Origin of the sequence: Campylobacter sp. B0100352/1 (genome assembly GCF_020135855.1) — a bacterium.
Taxonomy (GTDB): Bacteria; Campylobacterota; Campylobacteria; order Campylobacterales; family Campylobacteraceae; genus Campylobacter_D; species Campylobacter_D taeniopygiae.
This window is the reverse complement of the sequence record NZ_JACHTP010000054.1, coordinates 1-2,157: the sequence shown is the minus strand read 5'-3', so window position 1 is coordinate 2,157 and position 2,157 is coordinate 1. Positions and strand designations below refer to the sequence as shown.

Annotated in this window: 3 protein-coding genes; all 3 read left to right on the top strand. The window is 24.5% G+C overall.

What is annotated here, in order from left to right; all coding sequences use genetic code 11:
- The first annotated feature begins 177 nt into the window (after positions 1-177).
- The 3 genes from H2279_RS08380 to H2279_RS08370 all read left to right on the top strand — a co-directional run bounded on the left by H2279_RS08380 (position 178) and on the right by H2279_RS08370 (position 2,117).
- Positions 178-627, top strand: coding sequence for a hypothetical protein (locus H2279_RS08380; protein ID WP_337196260.1), 450 nt, complete (start codon positions 178-180; stop codon positions 625-627).
- Positions 628-1,152: 525 nt separating this feature from the next.
- The gene (locus H2279_RS08375) at positions 1,153-1,590 is read left to right on the top strand and encodes a hypothetical protein (RefSeq protein ID WP_337196259.1); all 438 of its coding nucleotides are present in this window, start codon (positions 1,153-1,155) and stop codon (positions 1,588-1,590) included.
- A gap of 185 nt (positions 1,591-1,775) precedes the next feature.
- Entirely contained in the window at positions 1,776-2,117 is a 342-nt protein-coding gene (locus H2279_RS08370; protein ID WP_337196258.1) for a hypothetical protein, read from the top strand.
- Positions 2,118-2,157: the final 40 nt, after the last annotated feature.

Below are 2,157 nucleotides of genomic sequence, written 5' to 3'. Positions count from 1 at the left end.
AGATAAAGCTTTGGAAAATTTTAACAAATAAAAAAATTTAAAAATTATTTTAAGGAAAAACAAATGAAAACTTTAGAAGAAATGCAAGCTATGGATGAGACAATAAAAAAGCAAAAAACCTATCAAAAACCTAATATTTTTTAAAATCAAAATATAATTTGATCGATAAGAATATCCGTGAATACGATAAAATTTCATATAAGACAAGTAGTGAAGGTGCTAATCTATACGAGTATGATTATTGACTTAACATCAGCAACTGAGCAAAATCTTAATCTATCAATAAAAGATTTTTCTAAAATTGAAAGAATTTACATTGATAAATCAATATTGTTAAACAAGCAATATTTTGGCTTAGAAAAAGCTTGTAAAGGATGGAAATTTAATGAGAAGTCATTAAAAGAGTTTTTTAAAATCAGTCAAAAATATGAAGACTGGCAAACTTCTTACCGCATTTTTGATCAAATTCCTTGTGTTATTAGAGGAAGATTTTCTTTAGATAATATTGATTATTTTTTTGAAATTAATGCAGGCGGAAGCTTTGAAATTTGGAATAATAATTATAAATTTTATTTTGGTTGCGACAATAAGCAAAATAAAAAATGTGATATTTTTTTATTAGATTAGCATTTTACTATATTTTTATGCAAGGCTATACAATGATAAATACTATTTTAATATGGTTATTTTGTATTTTTATACCAATATTACTATTAAAACACAAATTTAGAGCCATTTTTATATCAGGTGCTTTTCTGATATTTTTTACTATCAATGATATATATTACATGATAATCAATGACAATATGCTAGGGCTATTACAAACTGTGCTTAATATAAACAAAACAACGTTTATTATTTATGAAAGTTGTTTGATTTTATTTTTTGTGGCTTTATTGTTTGTAGCATACAAAAAGCCAAAATTTCATACAATAATTTTTATTTATTTAACTTTATGCAATGCCTTATATCCTTTTAATATTTTAGAGAATTTGTTATTTGGTAAGAGCATGGGACTTATAAATTTTTGAAAAAAATATAAAGGATAAGATCTTATAATGAAGCAAAACCCTAAAAAATAAGGTAAAATTATACAAATTCTTGATGAAAATAATTGCTTTTATTGCCACAACCAAATAAGGAAGCAGAACAATGAAATATATTTTTTTATTCTTAATGTTTTTAAGCATCACTTATGCTAAAGAATTTCCTACTTTTGTAAAGGATTGGCAAGGTATTTATGTAGCCGATAAACAAGCCTTTCAAATAAGTGATAATTGCTATAATGATGAGATGATGGACGGAATTTATTGTGAAATTGGATATTCTAAAAATGGTAGCGCCTTTGATGATTGGAATACAAATTTTTATACAGAAAAGCCAAATGATATGAATTATTCAGTTGTTAGAATAATCAATTTAAAATCTCCTGCAAAAGCTATTATAAAAATATTTTCTATGGAATATAACAACGATTTTTGTGATATTGAAGTTGAAAAACAAAATAATAGTATAGTTCTTAAGTCAGGTAAATGCAAAATTGGAGATTTTATCTTGCATAGAGAAATTTTTACAAGATATAAAAAATAGATAAAATCCAACAAAACTAAGAAAATTTATCTTTGGCAAATGACAATAAATTTAAAATTGTTTATTATTTTTTAATAAAATTCATTTTACTAAAAGATTTTATTAAAATATTTTTACGAAAAATGCACAAATTTCTATAAAATATTCTATAAAGTTTTATAAAAAATAATTTAAAAAAGGGAAAAATGACACCTCTTACTACAAAAGATACTATTGTATGTCCTCACAATGGCAAAGTAGTTTTAAAATCAAGTCTTGGTAAAAACTTAACTGCAAATCACACTGCTCAGACTATCACTAAAAATGATCTGCTTGACTCAGATATAATTGGCTGCACTAGAACTATGGCGGGGGTTAAAGTGCCATGCACTAAAGTTACAAGCGTTGAAAGCGTATCTGGATTGATAAATATTAACAATGATAATATAGTTGTTTGCGAAAAGTTAAATTTAAGTTCAACCGATAAGGGTTTTGCGTTAAGTTTAAAAGGAAAAGCTTTTCTAGAAAATAAGATGGATATAACATAGTTTAAATAAGCTTTTAATTTAATATCATATCAACATACTT

Coding starts and splice junctions, on each gene's coding strand:
- H2279_RS08375 (WP_337196259.1), top strand. CDS start 1,153: ATGAAATATATTTTTTTATTCTTAATGTTTTTAAGCATCACTTATGCT.
- H2279_RS08370 (WP_337196258.1), top strand. CDS start 1,776: ATGACACCTCTTACTACAAAAGATACTATTGTATGTCCTCACAATGGC.